The organism is Streptomyces sp. NBC_01016, assembly GCF_026341035.1.
Lineage (GTDB): Bacteria > Actinomycetota > Actinomycetes > Streptomycetales > Streptomycetaceae > Streptomyces.
The window spans coordinates 2,160,334-2,179,641 of record NZ_JAPEOQ010000001.1 but is presented as its reverse complement, the minus strand read 5'-3'; the positions used below and the strand labels follow the sequence as shown (position 1 = coordinate 2,179,641).

The 19,308-nt window shown below is 70.7% G+C and carries 15 protein-coding genes and 1 pseudogene; 6 read left to right on the top strand and 10 right to left on the bottom strand.

Annotation, left to right across the window (positions count from 1 at the left end):
• Positions 1 to 22 precede the first annotated feature (22 nt).
• From OG746_RS10290 to OG746_RS10270, 5 genes and pseudogenes are all read left to right on the top strand, one after another.
• A complete protein-coding gene (locus OG746_RS10290) occupies positions 23 to 319 on the top strand; it encodes an Rv0250c family protein (protein WP_266713684.1) in 297 nt (98 codons plus the stop codon).
• 48 nt (positions 320 to 367) lie between these two features.
• Positions 368 to 1,210, top strand: coding sequence for a succinate dehydrogenase subunit SdhC (sdhC, locus tag OG746_RS10285; RefSeq protein WP_266713682.1), 843 nt, complete (start codon positions 368 to 370; stop codon positions 1,208 to 1,210).
• A gap of 16 nt (positions 1,211 to 1,226) precedes the next feature.
• Positions 1,227 to 3,158: a fumarate reductase/succinate dehydrogenase flavoprotein subunit gene (locus OG746_RS10280; protein WP_266713680.1), complete on the top strand. Its 1,932-nt coding sequence runs from the start codon at positions 1,227 to 1,229 to the stop codon at positions 3,156 to 3,158.
• Positions 3,155 to 3,928, top strand: a complete 774-nt coding sequence (locus OG746_RS10275) for a succinate dehydrogenase/fumarate reductase iron-sulfur subunit (protein ID WP_266713678.1) — start codon at positions 3,155 to 3,157, stop codon at positions 3,926 to 3,928. Before OG746_RS10280 ends, OG746_RS10275 begins: the two co-directional genes overlap by 4 nt.
• Positions 3,889 to 4,341, top strand: a pseudogene (locus OG746_RS10270) (phosphotransferase); the annotation flags it as partial. The gene OG746_RS10275 and the pseudogene OG746_RS10270, both read left to right, overlap by 40 nt.
• Before the next feature lie 425 nt (positions 4,342 to 4,766).
• Here OG746_RS10270 and argG read toward each other — a convergent pair.
• The 8 genes from argG to OG746_RS10230 form a co-directional block, all read right to left on the bottom strand.
• Positions 4,767 to 6,212, bottom strand: coding sequence for an argininosuccinate synthase (gene argG, locus OG746_RS10265; protein WP_266713676.1), 1,446 nt, complete (start codon positions 6,210 to 6,212; stop codon positions 4,767 to 4,769).
• A 93-nt stretch (positions 6,213 to 6,305) separates the two neighbouring features.
• A complete protein-coding gene (locus tag OG746_RS10260; RefSeq protein ID WP_266713674.1) occupies positions 6,306 to 9,050 on the bottom strand; it encodes a SpoIIE family protein phosphatase in 2,745 nt (914 codons plus the stop codon).
• A gap of 247 nt (positions 9,051 to 9,297) precedes the next feature.
• A complete protein-coding gene (locus OG746_RS10255; protein WP_266713672.1) occupies positions 9,298 to 9,756 on the bottom strand; it encodes an ATP-binding protein in 459 nt (152 codons plus the stop codon).
• 144 nt (positions 9,757 to 9,900) lie between these two features.
• Positions 9,901 to 10,308, bottom strand: coding sequence for a (deoxy)nucleoside triphosphate pyrophosphohydrolase (locus tag OG746_RS10250; protein ID WP_266713670.1), 408 nt, complete (start codon positions 10,306 to 10,308; stop codon positions 9,901 to 9,903).
• A 195-nt stretch (positions 10,309 to 10,503) separates the two neighbouring features.
• Entirely contained in the window at positions 10,504 to 10,698 is a 195-nt protein-coding gene (locus OG746_RS10245) for an SPOR domain-containing protein (protein ID WP_266713667.1), read from the bottom strand.
• Between the two features lie 230 nt (positions 10,699 to 10,928).
• Complete coding sequence (locus OG746_RS10240; RefSeq protein WP_266713665.1) at positions 10,929 to 12,656, bottom strand: purine-cytosine permease family protein; 1,728 nt, start codon at positions 12,654 to 12,656, stop codon at positions 10,929 to 10,931.
• Positions 12,657 to 12,833: 177 nt separating this feature from the next.
• Positions 12,834 to 13,586, bottom strand: coding sequence for a GntR family transcriptional regulator (locus tag OG746_RS10235; RefSeq protein WP_266713663.1), 753 nt, complete (start codon positions 13,584 to 13,586; stop codon positions 12,834 to 12,836).
• A 192-nt stretch (positions 13,587 to 13,778) separates the two neighbouring features.
• Complete coding sequence (locus OG746_RS10230; protein WP_266713661.1) at positions 13,779 to 14,891, bottom strand: threonine synthase; 1,113 nt, start codon at positions 14,889 to 14,891, stop codon at positions 13,779 to 13,781.
• A 155-nt stretch (positions 14,892 to 15,046) separates the two neighbouring features.
• Here OG746_RS10230 and OG746_RS10225 point away from each other — a divergent pair, with 155 nt between their 5' ends.
• Positions 15,047 to 17,683 (top strand): discoidin domain-containing protein, encoded by a 2,637-nt coding sequence (locus tag OG746_RS10225; protein ID WP_266713659.1) that lies wholly within the window; start codon positions 15,047 to 15,049, stop codon positions 17,681 to 17,683.
• Here OG746_RS10225 and OG746_RS10220 read toward each other — a convergent pair.
• Complete coding sequence (locus tag OG746_RS10220) at positions 17,620 to 19,080, bottom strand: sodium:solute symporter family protein (RefSeq protein WP_266713657.1); 1,461 nt, start codon at positions 19,078 to 19,080, stop codon at positions 17,620 to 17,622. The two genes, OG746_RS10225 and OG746_RS10220, sit on opposite strands and share 64 nt — an antisense overlap.
• Complete coding sequence (locus tag OG746_RS10215; RefSeq protein ID WP_266713655.1) at positions 19,077 to 19,298, bottom strand: hypothetical protein; 222 nt, start codon at positions 19,296 to 19,298, stop codon at positions 19,077 to 19,079. The genes OG746_RS10220 and OG746_RS10215 overlap by 4 nt, the downstream gene beginning before the upstream one ends.
• Positions 19,299 to 19,308 lie beyond the last annotated feature (10 nt).

Genomic DNA, 19,308 nt, shown 5'->3' with positions numbered 1-19,308 from the left:
CCAGCGGAAGTGAGGCCAAGTCATGTCCCTGCACGACGACTTGACGGCGGTTCAGCGCTGCGTCGACGAACTCGCGCGCGCCGTGGGGCGTCTACAGCCCCAGCTCGAAGGCGTCGCGGGAGGCCCTGATCTGCGCCGGGTGCGAGCCGACACCGCGCATCTGCGCGAGAGCGTCGCCCTGCTGCGCGAGTCGGCCGCGGGCCCGGCCGCGCCGCACCGCCCCGACCTCGTGACGATCCCCGACGCCCCCTACGACAGGTCCCTGTGGACCGACTCGGACGACGAGGGGCTCGGCGCGCGGGACCGGCACGCACCCTGACCCGCCCTCGTCCACCCCCATCCCCCGTCCCTGCGAGCGGAGGCTTCGTTGGCCACCGGCACGGAACCCACCAGTACCGAAGACCCCCATATCAAAGGCGGCACCGGCGTCCGGGGCCGGACGCGTGCCGCGATCGCCGCGCCCCATCTGCGCACGGACCGCTGGTGGCTGGCCCCGGCCGCGACCGCGGGCGGCCTCTTCGCCTTCATCGTCTACTCGACGTGGCGGGCCTTCGCGAACGCCGACTACTACGCGGCCCCGTACGTCTCGCCGTTCTACTCGCCCTGTCTCGCGGACAACTGCGAGCCGATGCGGCACGGCCCCAACTGGGAGATCTTCGGGAGCTGGTGGGGCCTCTCCCCCGCCCTGCTCATCCTGATCTTCCCGCTCGGCTTCCGGCTGACCTGCTACTACTACCGCAAGGCCTACTACCGCGGCTTCTGGGCGTCGCCGCCGGCCTGCGCGGTGGCCGAGCCGCACAAGAAGTACAGCGGTGAGACGAAGTTCCCGCTGATCCTGCAGAACATCCACCGGTACTTCTTCTACGCGGCCGTGCTCGTCGCCTGCATCCTCACGTACGACACCGTGCTCTCGTTCCGCGACGAGAACTACGAGTGGGGCCACATGGGGCTCGGGAGCCTGGTCTTCCTCGCCAACATCGCGCTGATCTGGGCGTACACGATCTCCTGCCACTCGTGCCGGCACATCGTCGGCGGGCGGCTCAAGCACTTCTCGAAACACCCGGTGCGCTATCGGCTGTGGGGCTGGGTCGGGAAGCTGAATGCCCGTCACATGCTGCTTGCCTGGGCCTCGTTGGTGAGCGTGGCGCTCGCCGACTTCTACGTGTATCTGGTCGCGTCCGGCGTCTTCGACGATCCGCGGTTCTTCTAATGGTTGGGGCGTATCGATGAGTTCGGTTGAGCGGCAGCAGTGGGATGTTGTCGTGGTGGGCGCCGGTGGCGCGGGGCTTCGGGCCGCGATCGAGGCGCGTGAGCGGGGTGCCCGTACGGCGGTGATCTGCAAGTCCCTGTTCGGCAAGGCCCACACGGTGATGGCGGAGGGCGGCATCGCGGCCTCCATGGGCAATGTGAACTCCGGGGACAGCTGGCAGGTGCACTTCCGCGACACGATGCGCGGCGGCAAATTCCTCAACCAGTGGCGGATGGCGGAGCTGCACGCGCAGGAAGCCCCCGACCGCGTATGGGAGTTGGAGACCTGGGGCGCCCTGTTCGACCGCACCGGCGACGGACGGATCTCGCAGCGCAACTTCGGCGGGCACGAGTACCCGCGGCTCGCGCACGTCGGCGACCGTACGGGACTCGAACTGATCCGCACGCTCCAGCAGAAGATCGTCCAGCTCCAGCAGCAGGACTTCAAGGAGACCGGCGACTACGAGTCCGGCCTGAAGGTCTTCCAGGAGTGCACGGTCACCCGGGTCCTGAAGGACGAGGACGGCCAGATCTCCGGCACGTTCTGCTACGAGCGGGAGAGCGGGCGCTTCTTCGTCATCGAGGCGCCGAGCGTGGTGCTCGCGACCGGCGGCATCGGCAAGTCCTTCAAGGTGACGTCGAACTCGTGGGAGTACACGGGCGACGGGCACGCGCTCGCCCTGCTCTCCGGAGCGCCGCTGCTGAACATGGAGTTCGTGCAGTTCCACCCGACGGGCATGGTCTGGCCGCCCTCCGTGAAGGGGATCCTCGTCACGGAGTCGGTGCGCGGCGACGGCGGGGTGCTGCGCAACTCCGAGGGCAAGCGGTTCATGTTCGACTACATCCCCGACGTCTTCAAGGAGAAGTACGCGCAGTCGGAGGAGGAGGGCGACCGCTGGTACGAGGACCCGGACCGCAACCGCCGGCCCCCTGAGCTGCTGCCGCGCGACGAGGTGGCGCGGGCCATCAACGCGGAGGTCAAGGCGGGGCGCGGCTCTCCGCACGGCGGCGTCTTCCTCGACGTCTCGACCCGGATGCCCGCCGAGCGGATCCGGCGCCGACTGCCGTCCATGTACCACCAGTTCAAGGAGCTGGCGGACGTCGACATCACGGCGGAGGCGATGGAGGTCGGGCCGACCTGTCACTACGTGATGGGCGGCATCGCCGTCGAGTCGGACACGGCGGCGGCGCGCGGAGTGCCGGGTCTGTACGCGGCCGGTGAGGTGGCCGGCGGCATGCACGGCTCCAACCGGCTCGGCGGCAACTCGCTCTCCGACCTGCTGGTGTTCGGCCGGCGGGCGGGCCTGCACGCGGCGACGTACGCGGCCTCGCACACGGTCCGTCCGGCAGTGGACGACGAGCAGATCGACACGGCGGCGGCCGAGGCGCTGCGGCCCTTCTCGGCGGAGGGCCAGGAGGAGGGCGTCGCGCCCGAGAACCCGTACACCCTGCACCAGGAACTCCAGCAGGCGATGAACGACCTGGTCGGCATCATCCGGCGGGAGGCCGAGATGGAGCAGGCGCTGCGCAAGCTCGGGGATCTGCGGGTGCGGGCGCGGCGGGCCGGTGTCGAGGGGCACCGCCAGTTCAATCCGGGCTGGCACCTCGCGCTCGACCTGCGCAACATGCTGCTGGTCAGCGAGTGCATCGCGCGGGCCGCGCTGGAGCGCACGGAGTCGCGGGGCGGGCACACCCGTGAGGACCATCCGGCGATGAGCCGGGAGTGGCGGCGGGCGAATCTGCTGTGCCAACTCCGTGATCCCTCCGGCGGGTTGGCGGCCACGGACCCGGTGCGTGGCCAGATCACGCTCACCCGCGAGACCACCGAACCCATCCGCCCCGACCTGCTCGCCCTGTTCGAGAAGGAGGAGCTGGTGAAGTACCTGGCCGAAGAGGAGCTTTTCGAGTGAGCAGCTACGAGGCGGCCTTCCGGGTGTGGCGGGGCGACGTCGGCGGGGGCGGCCTGGAGGACTTCAAGGTCGAGGTGAACGACGGCGAGGTCGTCCTCGACATCATCCACCGACTCCAGGCGACGCAGACCCCCGACCTGGCGGTCCGCTGGAACTGCAAGGCGGGCAAGTGCGGTTCGTGCTCGGCGGAGATCAACGGGCGGCCGCGACTGTTGTGCATGACCCGCATGTCGGTGTTCACGCGTGACGAGGTGATCACGGTCACGCCGCTGCGCGCCTTCCCCGTCGTACGCGACCTCGTCACCGACGTCGGCTTCAACTACCGGAAGGCCCGCGAGGTCCCGGCCTTCGTGCCACCTGCCGGGGTCGGTCCCGGCGAGTACCGGATGATGCAGGAGGACGTCGACCGCCCGCAGGAGTTCCGCAAGTGCATCGAGTGCTTCCTGTGCCAGGACACCTGCCATGTCGTCCGTGACCACGAGGACAACAAGACGGCCTTCGCGGGCCCCCGCTTCCTGATGCGCGTCGCGGAACTCGACATGCACCCGCTGGACTCGGCCTCGGACGAGGGCCTCGACCGCAAACGCACGGCCCAGGACGAACACGGCCTCGGCTACTGCAACATCACCAAGTGCTGCACGGAGGTCTGCCCCGAGGGCATCCACATCACCGACAACGCCCTGATCCCCTTGAAGGAAAGGGCAGCCGACCGCAAGTACGATCCGGTGGTGTGGCTGGGCAACAAGATCCGCCGCCGCGACAGGAGTTGATCGGTCGCGGCCGCACCGCCGACGTCTACGCCCTCGACGACCAGTGGGTGCTGCGTCGCTACCGCGAGGGGCTCGACGCGCGCGGCGAGAGTGACGTCATGGCGTACGTGCGCACGCACGGGTTCCCCGCGCCACGGGTGCGGGCGGACGGTGGGCTCGCGCCCGGTGAGCTGGTCCTTGAGCGGCTCACCGGGCCCACGCAGCTGGACGCGATGATGCGCGGCGAGCTGGAAGCTGCGGACGCGGGGCGTGAACTGGCGGAATTGCTACGGCGGTTGCATGCGGTTCCGGCGCGCCCGGGTGGGCGGGTACTTCACCTCGACCTGCACCCGGACAACGTGATCCGCACCCCGCGTGGGCCCGTGGTGATCGACTGGGCGAATGCGGAGGAGGGGGCGCCCGGGCTCGATTGGGCGATGTCCGCGCTGATCCTGGCGGAGGTCGCGGTGGATCCGGGGCGGATCCTTGCGGGGGCCGTAGCCAGTGACCATTGCGGCGGATGCCACACCCAGACACGGGGCGCTGCCCCGGACCCCGCGCCTCAAACGCCGGCGGGGCTGGAATGGCGGTCGGCCGCCACCGCCTTGGGCAATCTGCCGCCTTGGGCGGCAGGGTGGGCAAGGCGGCCCCCGGTGCCGCTCGCACACGACTCGGGGCTCTGCCCCGGACCCCGCGAGCCTCGTCCCAGAGCGGGGCTTAATTTGCCCACCCGCTGCAGAGGCTTGATTTGGCCATACGTCGCAAGGCCTGAGCGGGCCGACCTCGCCGGCCCGTTGGGCCACGGAATGGGGCGCCCCGTACGCGGGGCGCCCCATTCTGTGGTCGGGTTACGACGGAGTCAGTCCGTGCCGGATTCCATGGCCGCGCGGTCCAGTGCCTCGTCCTCCGCGGAGATTTCGCCGCGGGAGGCGATGGCCTGGGCACCGCCTTGCGGCATCGTGCCGATCAGGCCCGTCACGGCCGCCTGGGCCGCGCCGGCGACCGGGCTGCCCTCGCCGAGGAGGCCGAGCGTCGCGTACTGCTCGAGCTTGCCGCGCGAGTCGGCGATGTCGAGGTTGCGCATGGTCAGCTGGCCGATCCGGTCGACCGGGCCGAACGCCGAGTCCTCGGTGCGCTCCATGGAGAGCTTGTCCGGGTGGTACGAGAAGGCAGGGCCCTGCGTGTCGAGGATCGAGTAGTCCTCGCCGCGGCGGAGGCGCAGCGTGACCTCGCCGGTGATCGCGGCGCCGACCCAGCGCTGCAGCGACTCCCGGATCATCAGGGCCTGCGGGTCGAGCCAGCGGCCCTCGTACATCAGGCGGCCGAGACGACGGCCCTCCGCGTGGTACTGCGCGACCGTGTCCTCGTTGTGGATCGCGTTGACCAGGCGCTCGTACGCGGCGAACAGGAGGGCCATGCCCGGCGCCTCGTAGATGCCGCGGCTCTTGGCCTCGATGATCCGGTTCTCGATCTGGTCGGACATGCCCAGGCCGTGGCGGCCGCCGATCGCGTTGGCCTCCATCACCAGGTCGACGGCGGAGGCGAACTCCTTGCCGTTGATCGTGACCGGGCGGCCCATCTCGAAGCCGATCGTGACGTCCTCGGTGGGGATCTCCACCGACGGGTCCCAGAACTTGACGCCCATGATCGGCTCGACCGTCTCGAGCGAGACGTTCAGGTGCTCGAGCGTCTTGGCCTCGTGCGTGGCACCCCAGATGTTGGCGTCCGTGGAGTACGCCTTCTCCGCCGAGTCCCGGTAGGGCAGGCCGTGCTCGACCAGCCACTCCGACATCTCCTGCCGGCCGCCGAGCTCCGTCACGAAGTCCGCGTCGAGCCACGGCTTGTAGATCCGCAGGTTCGGGTTGGCGAGCAGACCGTAGCGGTAGAACCGCTCGATGTCGTTGCCCTTGTACGTCGAGCCGTCGCCCCAGATCTGGACGTTGTCCTCCAGCATCGCCCGCACCAGGAGCGTGCCGGTGACCGCGCGGCCGAGCGGCGTCGTGTTGAAGTACGCGCGACCGCCGGAGCGGATGTGGAACGCACCGCAGGTCAGCGCGGCAAGGCCCTCCTCCACAAGGGCGGCCTTGCAGTCGACGGCACGCGCGATCTCGGCGCCGTACGCCTTCGCTCGGCTGGGCACGCCGTCGATGTCGGGCTCGTCGTACTGGCCGATGTCGGCGGTGTACGTGCACGGGACGGCGCCCTTGTCACGCATCCACGCGACGGCGACCGACGTGTCGAGGCCGCCCGAGAAGGCGATGCCGACGCGCTCGCCGGCCGGGAGGGATGTGAGGACCTTGGACATGGGAAGAGTATGCATGATGATGCATGACCATGCAAAGGGGGGTGTGGGGATGTGTTCGGCGTCACCACCGAATGCCGGAGAAGGACACTCCCGTCAGAACAGGCTGAGCAGCGCCTCCGTCGGGTCCGCCAGGCCCGTCTCCCCGTCCGGCAGCGGCAGCTCGAACCAGACCGTCTTCCCGCGCGGCGTCCGGCGCGAGCCCCACGCGGCGCTCAGCAGCCCGACGAGCTGGAGCCCGCGGCCGCCCTCGTCCGTGTCCCGCGCCCTGCGGCGGCGCGGCTGCACGAGGCCCGCGTCCCACACCTCGCACACCAGCGTGCGGTCGAGGAGGAGACGGAGCCTGATGTCGCCCTCGCCGTACCGCAGCGCGTTGGTGACCAGCTCGCTGACCAAGAGCTCCGACGTGTCGACGAGGCTCTCCATGCCCCAGCTCGACAGCTGCGTCCGCGCGTACTCGCGGGCCCTGCCCACCGACTTCGGCTCGCGCGGCAGCGTCCAGTCGCCGACGTTCCCGCTCGGCAGCCCCTGCACACGGGCCATGAGGAGCGCGATGTCGTCCTCCCCGTGATGGGTGTCGAGGGTGTTGAGGACGTGGTCGCAGGCGTCCTCGAGCACCGGGGAGGGGTCGTCGAGCGCGTTGCGGAAGGCCGAGAGGCCCTCGTCGAGCGGATGGTCGCGGGATTCCACCAGGCCGTCCGTGTAGAGGGCGAGCAGCGCGCCCTCCGGCAGCTCCACCTCCACCTCCTCGAACGGCTCGCCGCCGACGCCGAGCGGCATCCCGGGCGGCACGTCGAGCATGAGCGCGCCCTCGCCGGGTTCGACGAGGACCGGCGGCAGGTGCCCCGCGTTGGCGAATGTGCAGCGCCTGGTGACCGCGTCGTACACCGCGTAGACACAGGTGGCGAGGTACACCTCGGAGAGGTCCTCGCCGCCGAAGGAGCGCGCGGAGCGGGCGGGGCGGGTGCCCTGCTGGGCGCCGCCGGGGGCGCCGAGGCCGCGCGCGATCTCGTCCAACGCGCTGAGCACTTCGGCCGGTTCGAGGTCGAGCAGGGACAACGTACGTACGGCGGTGCGCAGTTCACCCATGGCGACGGCGGCGCGCAGTCCGCGCCCCATGACGTCGCCGACGACCAACGCGGTGCGGTGCCCGGGGAGTTCGATGACGTCGAACCAGTCGCCGCCGACCTCGGTCGCGGCGTTGCCCGGCCGGTAGCGGCAGGCGATGTCGAGTCCTGCCGCCTCCGGGTCGTCCGGCGGCAGCAGGGAGCGCTGCAGGATCAGCGCGCGCTCGTGCTCGCGGCGGTACAGGCGCGCGTTGTCGATACAGACCGCGGCGCGCGCCGCCAGCTCCGTGGCGAGCGCCCGGTCCCGGTCGGTGAACGGCTCGCTGCCCTTCGTCCGGGAGAACTGCACGAGCCCGACGACCGTGTCGTGCGCGACCATCGGCACGGCGAGCGTGGACTGCACGAGGCCGCGCTGCTCGGTGGGCAGCGTCTGCGGGCGCGCGGTGCGCAGGGCGTGCGCGCAGGGCGAGTTGAACGCGAAGCGGTGCACCGCCCCCACGTTGACGGGGGCCTCCCCGCCGAGGTCGAGGAACGGCACGTCGGCGACGGCGCTCGCGGCGGCCACCCTGCGCAGTTCGGCGCTGCCGTCGGCGAGGCCCGGCGGTGCCTCGTCGCCCGCGAGCAGCCCTTGGTACAGGTCCACGGACGCGAGGTCGCAGAAGCCGGGGACGACGACGTCGAGGAGTTCGCGGGCGGTCGTCTCCAGGTCGAGCGAGTTGCCGATCCGGGAGCCCGCCTCGTTCAGGAGCGCCAGGTTGCGGCGGGCGTGCGCGGCCTCGCGGGCGGCGGCGTGCCTGCGGGTGACGTCGGTGGCGAGGCCGGCGACGCCGATGGGGCGGCCCGTACCGCTGTGCACGCGGTAGAGGTTGATCGACCAGTGCCGCCGCTCGGTGGACTCCGGGGCGGGGCCGACCAGTTGCATGTCGGTGACCGCGTCGCCCGTCTCCAGGACCCGGCGCAGCGCGCCCTGCACTCGGTCGGCCTCGTGCCGCGGCAGATAGTCGTGGACGGTGCGGCCGTGGTGGTCGTCGACGTGGCCGCCGAAGACCGCGGTGAGGGTGCGATTGGTGCGCAGGACCTTGAGGTCGGTGCCGAACAGCAGGAAGCCGAAGGGAGATTGGCCGAAAATGGCCTGCGAGGACGCGAGGTCGGTCTCGATGTGGCGCAGCGTCTGTACGTCGACGACGATGCACACCGCGGCGCGCTCGCCGGACTCGGTGGTCGTCGGCATCACATAGATCTCGGCGAGCCCCGTCGCTCCCGCGCCGGCCGCGAGCGGCGCCTCCGCTCGCGGTTCCGCTTCCGCCGCTTCTGAGGAGCCGGACGCCGGCACCCGGAACGGGACGACGCCCGTCCACTCCTGCCCGTCCAGGATCTCCGCCATCTTGCGGTGGCCGCGCTCGCGCAGGTCCGCGGGGACGAAGGCCTCGATGGGGTCCTTGCCCACGGCCTCCCCGGGCGGGACCCCGAAGAGCTGGGCGGCCCGCCGGCTCCACTGGTCGATCGCGCCGTCGGAGCCGATCGAGAAGGAGGCGACCTTGATGTAGTCGTAGATCGAACCCGGCGGGCTCGCCTGCCAGAGGTCGGGCCGGCCGAAGGATTCCTCGGGGAGCGCCGAGGAGGCGTCCGCTTCCTGTTCCGGGATCGGTTCCGCGCGCTCCGTGCCCGCGGCATCAGGAGCGTCACCGCCCGGAGGCACCCGCTCCGCGCGCGACGCCGAGGTCGCGCCCGAGGGGTCCTCGGACACCCTTCCCTTCGCTGGTATCTCGCTCACGCGAACCGTCCCCTCCAGCTCACCGCGTCCGGCACCGGTCACCGAGGCGGCTGCACGCAGTATCCAGCACTACGGAGCCGCGCAACACGGTGTTCACGATCACACCATGGTCCCGACGCTTTTTGGCCCGTCGGGACCGTCTGTTTCCGTACCCAGGGTGCGGGTGCGCCCACACACGGCATCTCACACCTGCTCCCTCACACCCGCGTCTGTCCCGCTCGGGCGCCTCCTAACCTTGAGCGCCTCCTCACCTCGGGCGTCTCCTCACCTCGGGGGTCTCCTCACCCGGCAGCGACAGCTCGAACCACACCGTTTTCCCGGTCTTCCCGCCCGACCGCTCCCCGCCGGGCCGTGTGCCCCAGCGCCGGGACACCTCCGTCACCAGCTGAAGCCCGCGCCCGCCCTCCTCGTCGGGGGCCGCGGTGCGGGCACAGGGCGGGTCGGGCAGCGGGTCGGAGACCTCCACCAGGAGGACTCCGGAGGTCTCGGGCGGGCGGGCGAGCCGTACGCCGATGGGCCCGGACGCATATCGCAGGGAATTGGTCACCAGCTCGCTGACCAGCAGCGCGGCGATATCGGCGAGCTCTTCGAGCTCCCATTCGACGAGTTGTCCGCGCACCGCGGCGCGCGCCCTTCGGACGGCCGACGGGTCGGCGGGAAAGGCCCACTCGACGCAGTCGCCTTCAGTGTGGAGCACGCGGATCACATCCCTGGCCCGCGAAGGACCCTGTCCGGTTTCATAGGGTTAATCGGGATATACCCGGACGGAGCGGCGCGCTATCGCGAAGTGGGGTGCGCCGTGGCACGGACGGCGTAGGCGAGGCGCGTGGGAGGCGGGCACAAGCCCCCGTCAGAGGCGATCCCGCAGGACCTCTTTCACCGCGGGGACGTCCTGGTCGAGCCAGTCCACGGACCACACCTCGTCCGCCGTCAGCCAGCGCAGCTCGTCGTGGTCCTGGAGGGGGCTCGGGGTGCCGGAGCGCAGGTGGCAGCGCCACACCCGCAGTACGTATCCGGCCTTCAGGGGCCATTCACCCGGCACCCGGGCGAGCGGTTCGGCGTCGATGCCGAGTTCCTCGCGCAGCTCGCGGACGAGCGCCCGCTCCGGCGTCTCGCCGGGTTCGACCTTGCCGCCGGGAAGCTCCCAACGGCCCGCGAGTTCCGGGGGCGCACTGCGCCGCGCGGCGAGCAGCCGCTCATCGGTGTCGTACAGGGCCGCGGCGACCACGACGGTCGGTGATGGTGATTCAGGGGGCATGCGCCGGAGCCTAGGGCCTGTCGTCAGACTCCCGTCGTCGCCCGTAGGGCGGCGTCGCGGCGTCTGGTGCGTACGATCGCAAGGCGCCGGAGCGTCTTAGTAGCGGAGCTACTCGGGCGGTTCGGCAACGCCGCGAGCGTGCGTGCCAGGCGTCGCGACGCAGACGGGAGTCTGACGACAGGCCCTACGACTCCCTCAGAGCGCCGTACCGTTCCGCCCCTGCCCCAGGCGCTCCACCCAGTACGTCGGCTGGTGGCCCCTGCGGTCGTCGAGACTGTCGGCCATGCGCTGGGCCTCGGCCTTCGTGGCGTAACGGCCCACCCGGTAGCGGTTCCCGTTGTCGTCCTCGCGGATGACCTGCCACGGAAGTGTGGTCGTGCTGTCGCTCATCGCGCCCCGCCCCTCCCTGGCCACGCCGGCCTCGACTCGCATCGCGCCCTGCCTCCCATCCCCGAGGAAACCGCAAACCGCATATGCCCGAGCCTACGCCTGACCTTCACGCACCGGATACGGATTGGCACAAAGAGATACGCAACAAGCCACGGGCCGAACACACGGACGACGAACCGAGGGGGCGCACCCCCCGTGGGTGCGCCCCCTCAGTCACCTCCGGTACGGCTTCAGCGCGTACGTACCTCCGGCATCGGCATCAGCACCGGTTCGCCCGTCGGCTTCTTGGTGCAGAGGTCGCCGCAGTCGGCGTCGAGGGAACAGCAGAGCGAGCAGATCGGGCCCGAGTGGGCCGGGCAGTCGGCGATGTCCGGGAGTTCGTACGCGGTCTCGCAGACGGTGCACGTGTGGGTCGCGGTGATGTCGGTGCCCTCTGCGAACTCGACGTCCGGCCCGTTCACCGGGTTCGGCCGCGCCAGGTAGTACCTGCCCTTGGTGGCCCAGGCGATGAGCGGGCACAGGATCAGCGCGAGGCCCGCGGCGATGAAGGTGGAGAAGGCCTCGGCGTACTCACCGAAGAGTCCGAAGAACGCCAGGATCGAGACGACCGAGGCGATCACCATGGCGCCGAATCCGGCCGGGTTCACCGCGTACAGGTACGCCCGCTTGAACTCGATGTACTTGGGGCTCCAGCCCACCCGCTTGTTGATGACGAGGTCGGCGGCGACGGCCGCGATCCAGGCGATGCCCACGTTCGAGTAGAAGCCGAGCAGTTTGTTCAGAGCCGCGAACATGTTCATTTCCATCAGCGTCAGCGCGATGGCGAGGTTGAGGAAGATGTACCAGACGCGGCCGGGGTGCCGGTGCGTCACGCGGGAGAAGAAGTTCGACCAGGACAGCGAACCGCTGTACGCGTTGGTGACGTTGATCTTGATCTGGGAGACCACCACGAAGAGCGCGGCGACGGGCAGCGCGACCGAGCCGAGCCACGGCTTGAGCGCCTCGACCTGCGGTGCGATGGGTTCGAGCGCATGCGTCCTGCCGACCGCTTCGAGGGCTACGAAGGCGAGGAGCGCGCCGCCGATCTGCTTGGCGGCGCCGATGATCACCCAGCCGGGTCCCGCCGCCAGAACGGCCAGATTCCACCGCTTCTTGTTCGCTTCCGTCTTGGCCGGCATGAACCGGAGGTAGTCGGCCTGCTCGCCGATCTGCGCGATGAGCGAGAGCGCGACGCCGGTGCCGAGCCCGAAGCCGAGCCAGGAGAAGCCGCTGCCCGCGCCCTCGGTCCCGCCGAAGCTGGTGAAGTCACCGAAGGAACCGGGCGAGTTGAAGAGCAGGATCACGAAGGGCAGGACCAGGCCGATCAGCCAGATCGGCTGCGTCCACGCCTGCACCTTGGCGAGCGCGCCCATCCCGCGGAACACGATCGGGATCACGATCAGCGTGGTCAGCAAGTACCCGATGGGCAGCGGAAGTCCGAAGACCTCGTGCATCGCCTGCGCCATGATCGAGCCTTCGAGCGCGAAGAAGATGAACGTGAACGAGGCGTAGATGAGGGACGTGAGCGTCGAGCCGAAGTAGCCGAAGCCGGCGCCCCGGGTGATCAGATCCATGTCCAGGCCGTACTTGGCGCAGGCCCGGGCGATCGGGATGCCGGTGGTGAAGATGATCGTCGCCGCGCACAGGATCGAGGCGAGCCCGCTGGTGAATCCGTACGTGAAGACGATGGACGCGCCGATCGCGAAGTCCGCGAGGTAGGCGATTCCGCCGAGCGCGGTGGAGGCGACGGTGGTCTCGGACCAGCGCCGGTAGGAGTGCGGGGCATAGCGCAGCGAGTAGTCCTCGCGGGACTCGTCGGCGGCCAGCTTGGCGTAACTGCGCTTCGGGGCCCGCCCGTCGGGCCCTCCTGCGGGCGACCCGGACGCCGGGTCTGCGTGCGGTACGGCGGTCTCGGTCATGGCGGCTACCCGTTCCTCCGTCAGCGGTATACCAACTGCGTACGGAGAGGGAAGTTAGGAGCCGGACATGACAATCCGGGGCAGCGCCCGATTGCCTGCCTGTTACGGGAGTTGGACCACGGTTAACTCGGGATCACACGGCCCGGACGCGACGCCCCGGAGATCGGGCGCCGCCGGCTACCGGACCGGCAGGTGGTACGCGATGCGGTAGCGGTCCGCGGGGACGACGACATCGGCCGTCTCGACCGGCCGGCCGGAGGCGAAGAAGGTCCGGTGGATGACGATCACGACATGCCCCGGCACGCCGCCGAGCGCGCTCAACTCCTCGGCGAGGCCGGGGCGGGCGGCCACTTCCTCCGTCACGTTGTCCACAATCACGTCGATCGCGGCCATGCGCTCGGCCACCCCGCAGCCGCCGAGCGGACCCTCCTCCGGGAGCATCACGGGCGTGCGCCCCGTCACGGCGAGGGGCTCCCAGGAGGTCGCGAGCATCATCGCCTCGCCCGCGTCCCGGTACACGTACTTGGTGCGCATCACCCGGTCGCCCGCGCGGATCGCGAGCCGCTCCGCGACGGAGGTGACCGCCTCGATCTGCTCGCTGCGCGACTCCCAGGTCCCCCGCGCGTCCGGATCGGCCTGCTCCTGCCGGAACGGTGTGGAACCACTGCTCGGCCGGTAGCCGGAGCGGGAGACACGGCGCGGCACGGGCAGCTCGCGCACATAGGTCCCCGACCCCGACCGGCCCTCGACGAGCCCCTCCGCCATCAGGACCTTGCGGGCCTCCAGGGCCACCGTGTCCGAAACCCCGTACTCCTCACGGATCTTGGCCTGTGAGGGAAGGCGGGTGTGCGGCGGCAGCGAGCCACTGACGATCTTCTTGCGGAGATCCCCCGCAACGCGGAGATACGCCGGCTGCTCACCGAATGTCACTGGTTGTCCCCTCAGATCCCCATCAGATTGACAGACAGCAACAGCCTGGCAACCGTCGGTTGAGGCGTGCAAGCAAAGGCCAGAGAATCACTCGATGTGATGACTTCCGACGTCGGACGACGTCAGGGGCCTTTACGCAGCAACTTTGCCCAGGTAGTGCATTATTCACACATCGGACCAGGGTTCGAGCATTCATACGTTTCCGGGGTCGGGGACGAGCCCCGTCTTGAGTCCCGCGCCGCACAGCGGGACGACCGCGCTGCGGCTGCCGAGGGCGCCCTCGCGGGTCGCGGCCCAGCACACCGCGCCGGTCGACTCGACGTACAGGCCCCGGGAGGCGAGGTCGAGTTGGGCGTGCCGGATCTGGTCCTCCGTCACCGTGTGGAAGGCGCCGCCGGATTCGCGGACGGCGCGCAGGATCTGGCGGGCGCGCGGCGGGTTCGGGATGGCGATGCCCTCGGCGGCGGTGGGGGCCGGGGCCTCGTCGACGACGATCTCGTCCGATCCGGCCTGCCACGCGCGCGCCAGCGGGGCGACCGCGGCGGACTGCACGGCGTGCAGGGCGGGGCGGCGGTCGATCAGCCCGGCGTGGTGCAGTTCGGCGACGGCGAGGGCGGCGCCGAGCAGCAGCGTTCCGTTGCCGACGGGGAGGACCAGGGCCTCGGGGAGGCGGCCGCCCATGTCCTCCCACAGTTCGTGTACGTACGTCTTGGTGCCGTGCAGGAAGTACGGGTTGTAGACGTGGCTGGCGTAGAACACCCCGTCCTCGTCGGCGGCCGTGCGCGCCGCGCGGGCCGTGGCCTCGCGGTCCCCCTCGACCACTTCCAGGCGTGCGCCGTGGGCCCGGATCTGCTCCAGCTTCTTGGCGGACGTGCCTTCGGGGACGTAGACGGTGCAGGCGAGGCGGGCGCGGGCGCAGTAGGCGGCGATGGCGGTTCCGGCGTTGCCGCTGCTGTCGGCGATGACGCGTTCGGGGCCGAGACGGGTGGCCAGCGCGGCGAGCATCACCGCGCCGCGGTCCTTGAAGGAGAGGGTGGGCATCAGGAAGTCCAGCTTGGCGTCCACGTCGGCGGTGAGCGGTACGAGGGGCGTCCGCCCTTCGCCGAGGGTGCAGTCAGGGCGTGGGAGCGGGAGGCATTCGGCGTAGCGCCACATCGAACTTACGCGGCCGGTCAGGGACTTGAGGGGGCTCGGGGTGGGTGAGTAGTCGAGGTCGAGGGGGCCCTGGCAGGACGGGCAGCACCAGGTGAGGGAGCCGGCGGGGACGCGGGTGCCGTCGGCGGGGCAGTAGGTGGCGGGGCTCATGTGGCGACATTAGGCCTCCGGGCCACCCGCCTCGGGGCTCCGCCCCGGGCCCCGCGGGCTCTCGTCCAAAGAGCGGGGCTTGATTGCCCACCCAGATCGCCTACGGCCCGGCGCGCATACCCGGCCATCCGCTCCTCGCAGCTCACCCTCTCCCCATGAAGCCAGCACGTTTCGTCGTCACTGCCGCCATCACCTTTGGCGCCACGCTCGTTCCGCCCGCGCAGGCCGCGCCGTCCGCGCCGTCCGCGCCGGGGTGTGGGGGGCCCGGCTGGAGCCTCGCCACTCGGACCGTCGAGCCCACGAGTCCGTACCACGCGTACGCGGGCAACGGGTATCTCGGTGTGCGGGTTCCGCCCGTCGGGGCCGGCTACGCGCGGACCGGGGAGGACGGGGACAAGACCGGGTGGCCGCTCTACACGCCCCCGTACGACGGCGCGTTCGTCTCCGGGCTGTACGGGCGCGGGCCCAAGAGCACAGCCCACCGCGAGGCCATCGCCGCGCTCCCCGCCTGGACCGCCCTCGACGTCCAGGCGCGCGGCGAGACATACGGTCCGGGCAGCCGAACCACGGGGTACCGGCAGACCCTCGACATGCGCTGCGGCGTCGTCCGTACCGAGGTCACGTGGGTGCACAAGGACGGGAAGCGCACCGATCTGACGTACGAAGTGCTCGCCGACCGGGCCGATCCGCACGTCGGCGCGGTGCGGTTGAGGGTGAGACCTCACTGGTCGGGAAGCGTGAAGGTCACCGATCGGATCGATGAGCGTGGTGCCCGTCGGATCGCCGGCACCGGCAGTGGGCCCGCCGGGAAGCGCACGGCCGCCGTCGGCTTCCGCACCGACGGATCCGGGACCGCCGGCACCGTCGCCACCACCCTCCGCTCCCCCGGCCGCACCCACACCGCCCGCCCCGCCAAGAACTCCCTCGGCACCAGCCAGTCCGCGGACTTCCACGCCACCGAAGGCGCCACGTACGACGTCACGAAGTACGTGGGCGTCGACACCGCGCTCACGTCGAGCAGTCCACGGGCCGATGCCGTACGCACCTCGAAGCGCGCCGCGGCCGCGGGCTGGGACGCGCTCGTCCTCCGGCACAACGCCGCCTGGCGGCAGCTGTGGGCCGCCGACATCGAGACGCCCGGCCGCCCCGAACTCCAGTCGCAGTTGCGCGCCGCCCAGTACGGGCTGCTCTCCTCGCTGCGCCCCGGCGCCCGTAACAGCATCGGTCCGACCGGTCTGAGCAGCGACAACTACGCGGGCATGGTCTTCTGGGACGCCGAGACGTGGATGTATCCGTCGCTGCTCGCCACCCGTCCCGAGCTGGCGAAGCCGGTGCTCGAGTACCGGTACAGGACCCGCGCCGCGGCCGCCGACAATGCGCTCAAGACCTCGCAGAAGGGGTTCATGTACCCCTGGACCAGCGCGAGTTCGGGGTCGTTGTGGAAGGAGTGCCAGAGCTGGAACCCGCCGCACTGCGTCACCCAGAACCACCTCCAGGGCGATATCGCGCTCGCGGCCTGGCAGTACTACCAGGCGACCGGCGACCGCACCTGGCTGCGCGAGCGCGGCTGGCCGCTCCTCAAGGGGCTTGCCACGTACTGGAGTTCACGGGTGACTCCCAATGAGAAGGACGGAACGTACTCCATCAAGGATGTCGCCGGGCCCGATGAGTACAGCAACGGTGTCGACGACGGGGTGTACACGAACGCCGTCGCCGCCACCTCGCTGCGGGACGCCACGAAGGCCGCCGCGCTGCTCGGCCGGCGGGCCCCCGCCGACTGGAAGCGGATCGCCGACCGGCTCCGGATCCCGTACGACGCCAAGCACAAGGTCTTTCTCCAGTACGACGGTTACGACATCGACAAGGGCGCCGACATCAAGCAGGCGGACGCCGTGCTGCTGCTGTATCCGCTGGACTGGAAGCCGATGCCGAAGGGCGCCGCGGCCGCGACCCTCGACTACTACGCGGCCCACACCGACCGCGACGGCCCGGCGATGACGGACTCGGTGCACGCCGTCGCCGCGGCCGGAATCGGCGAGCCGGGCTGCTCGACGTACACGTTCCTTGAGCGGGCCTCGCGGCCGTTCTTCCGGGGGCCGTTCGGCACGTTCTCGGAGTCGCGGGGCGAGAAGGCGGGCGCGGGGGACGCGCTCGCGGGCACGCCGGCGCAGGACTTCCTGACCGGGAAGGGCGGTTTTCTACAGGTCTTCACGCATGGCCTGACGGGCATGCGTGTGCAGGACGGTGACGCCGTGCGGCTCGATCCGATGCTGCCGCCGCAGCTCTCAACGGGCGTGAACGTCAAGGGACTTCAGTGGCGGGGGCGGACGTACGACGTCGAGATCGGTGCCAGGACCACCACTGTCCGGCTCACGCACGGCGCGCCGTTCGCCGTCGACACTCCGGACGGGCGCAGGATCGTGACCGGCGCGGGCCTCACCCTGCCGACCCGCCGCCCCGACCTCACCCCGACCACCGACCTGGCCCGCTGCAAGTCCGCGAAGGCGACGTCGGAGGACCCGGGCCAGTACGCGGGCGCCGCCGTCGACGGCAACCCGGCCACGACCTGGCACCCGGCCGCACCGGGCGCCTCGCTCACCGTGGATCTCGGCGGCGTGCGCCCGGTGGACCGGGTGAAGGTGGAGGGGGCGAAGGCGTACCGGCTGGCGACCTCGGTGGACGGCAAGGAGTGGGCGCCGTTCGAGGTGGGGGCCGGGGCGAGCGCGCGTTACGTGCGGCTCACCGAGACCGGTGAATCGGCGGAGTCCGTCGGTGAGTTGACGGTTTCCTGAGGCCGGGAGCGTACGACGAGTTGGGCACCGGTCGTGACGACGATGTTGACGGCCAGCGCGATCAGGCCGGTGTCCACGGTGCCGACGTCGACGGAGCCGAACGTCAGCCAGGCGAGCACCGCGACGCCGGTCAGGATGCCGATGAGCGCGGGCACGGCCCCGAGCCTGACCTTCTTCGCAAGCCCCATCACGATCGCCGGGGCGAGCTGGGTCAGGCCGCCGTACGTGAGCAGCAGCAGGTCGGAGAGGAGGCCGGGGCGGGTGAGGCCGAGGACGAGGGCGAGGCCCGCCGCGGCCACCACGCACAGGTGGTTGGTGCGCAGCTGGGTGCGCTCGTTGCGGGCGCTCAGCAGGTTGCGCGAGAGCAGGCTGGAGATGCCGACGACGATGGCCGCCGACGGCACCATCGCGGCGGAGGCCGCGGCGACCGCCACGAGCCCGACGAGCCAGCCCGGCAGGGTCTGTCCGGCGAGGGTGAGGGCCACTCCGTTGGGCTCGGTGCCCTTCTTCGCGAGCAGGACTCCGGCGAAGCCGATGATGATCGGGATGCCGAGGGCCACCTGGTAGAGGGGCAGCCAGATCGCGTTGGAGCGCAGCACGCGGCCGCTGCGGGCGGCGAGCACCGGCGGCCACAGGTGGGCCATGGTGCCGAGGCCGCCGCCGATGCCGGAGATGATGACGGCGGTGACGAAGAACGTGCCGTCGTAGCCCTCCTGGTCGAGGGTGAGCAGCTGCGGGTGGCTGGTGCGGATCGTGTCGAAGAGGCCTCCGATGCCGCCGTTGACCGACAGGGCGACGCCCGCGACGAGCACCACGAGCCCGATGATCATCAGTGCGTCCTTGAGGTAGGCGACCCGCGCGATGCCGCGGATGCCCGACCACAGGACGAAGACGACGGTCAGGACGGTGGCGAGGACCATGCTCAGGTTGCCGCCGGTGTGGCTGCCGGTCGCCAGCTGCACGATCATGCCGAGCCCGGTGATCTGCAGTTGCAGATACGGCAGCAGGAACACGGCGCCGACGACGGCGACGACCTTGCCGAGCAGTGGGCTGCGGTAGCGGTCGACGAAGAAGTCGGCTTGCGTCAAGTACCCGCCGCGCTGCCCGAGTTGGCGCATCCGGGGTGCGGTGAAGTACTGGAGGACGAAGTTGATGGCGAGGTAGCAGACCGCGAAGGACGCGGCGACGCCGCCGCCGAAGGCGATGCCGGCGAGGCCCAGGAAACTGAAGGTGGTGAAGGCCTCCCCCGCCTGCAGGAACCAGGTGGTGAAGGTGGAGAAGCCCCGCTTGGCGACCGTCCACTCGCCCAGCTCCTTGCTGGGCGGGCGGCGGCCGGAGACGCCGACCACCGCGATGGCGACGATGCCGAGGACCGTGATGACCATGGTGCTGTTCATGCGGCCGCCACCTCGTCCTCCTCCTCGGGCCGCCCGGCGAACACCAGCCGGTCGACGACGGCGAGAGCCACGGTGGTGCCCACCGTCCAGAGCAGGCACCAGGCCAGCACGGACGGGATGCCGAACCACAAGTGGGGCCCGTTGACGAACGGCAGGAACGGAGTGCTGAGAAAAGCCAGAACGGGCACGGCGGCCCACAACATGTGCGGAGATCTCATCGGGGCTCCA

Bases quoted from the DNA above. Each gene is read 5' to 3' on its own strand.
- OG746_RS10230 (WP_266713661.1), bottom strand. From the start codon at position 14,891: ATGAGCCCCGCCACCTACTGCCCCGCCGACGGCACCCGCGTCCCCGCC.
- OG746_RS10225 (WP_266713659.1), top strand. From the start codon at position 15,047: ATGAAGCCAGCACGTTTCGTCGTCACTGCCGCCATCACCTTTGGCGCC.
- OG746_RS10280 (WP_266713680.1), top strand. From the start codon at position 1,227: ATGAGTTCGGTTGAGCGGCAGCAGTGGGATGTTGTCGTGGTGGGCGCC.
- OG746_RS10245 (WP_266713667.1), bottom strand. From the start codon at position 10,698: ATGAGCGACAGCACGACCACACTTCCGTGGCAGGTCATCCGCGAGGAC.
- OG746_RS10290 (WP_266713684.1), top strand. From the start codon at position 23: ATGTCCCTGCACGACGACTTGACGGCGGTTCAGCGCTGCGTCGACGAA.
- argG (WP_266713676.1), bottom strand. From the start codon at position 6,212: ATGTCCAAGGTCCTCACATCCCTCCCGGCCGGCGAGCGCGTCGGCATC.
- OG746_RS10215 (WP_266713655.1), bottom strand. From the start codon at position 19,298: ATGAGATCTCCGCACATGTTGTGGGCCGCCGTGCCCGTTCTGGCTTTT.
- OG746_RS10220 (WP_266713657.1), bottom strand. From the start codon at position 19,080: ATGAACAGCACCATGGTCATCACGGTCCTCGGCATCGTCGCCATCGCG.
- OG746_RS10250 (WP_266713670.1), bottom strand. From the start codon at position 10,308: ATGCCCCCTGAATCACCATCACCGACCGTCGTGGTCGCCGCGGCCCTG.
- OG746_RS10240 (WP_266713665.1), bottom strand. From the start codon at position 12,656: ATGACCGAGACCGCCGTACCGCACGCAGACCCGGCGTCCGGGTCGCCC.